Here is a 351-nt window from a genome sequence, read left to right as displayed (position 1 = left end):
GGTGGGACAGATGATTGGGGTGAAGTCGTAACAAGGTAGCCGTATCGGAAGGTGCGGCTGGATCACCTCCTTTCTAAGGATAATTACGGAATACAGATCTTTATCTGTATCTTAACGTTTTGCAGTTCAGTTTTGAATGTTCATTTTTAAATGAAGATTCCAAACTTGTTCTTTGAAAACTGGATAAAACGACATTGAAACAATTAATACAAGAAATTCAATTTATGATCACTTAGTGATCATGATGTGTAAGACTTTTTAACTTTTAGGTTAAGTTAATAAGGGCGCACGGTGAATGCCTTGGCACTAGGAGCCGAAGAAGGACGGCACTAACACCGATATGCTTCGGGG

The 351-nt window shown here is 39.3% G+C and carries 2 rRNA genes; both read left to right on the top strand.

What is annotated here, in order from left to right:
• Nucleotides 1–73, top strand: a 16S ribosomal RNA gene (locus AC1DFT_RS20880); the annotation flags it as partial.
• A 195-nt stretch (nucleotides 74–268) separates the two neighbouring features.
• Nucleotides 269–351, top strand: a 23S ribosomal RNA gene (locus AC1DFT_RS20875); the annotation flags it as partial.

It is taken from the genome of Psychrobacillus sp. 05T411, assembly GCF_056396485.1.
The sequence above is the reverse complement of the archived record's forward strand: the minus strand, read 5'-3'. Positions and strand labels throughout refer to the sequence as shown.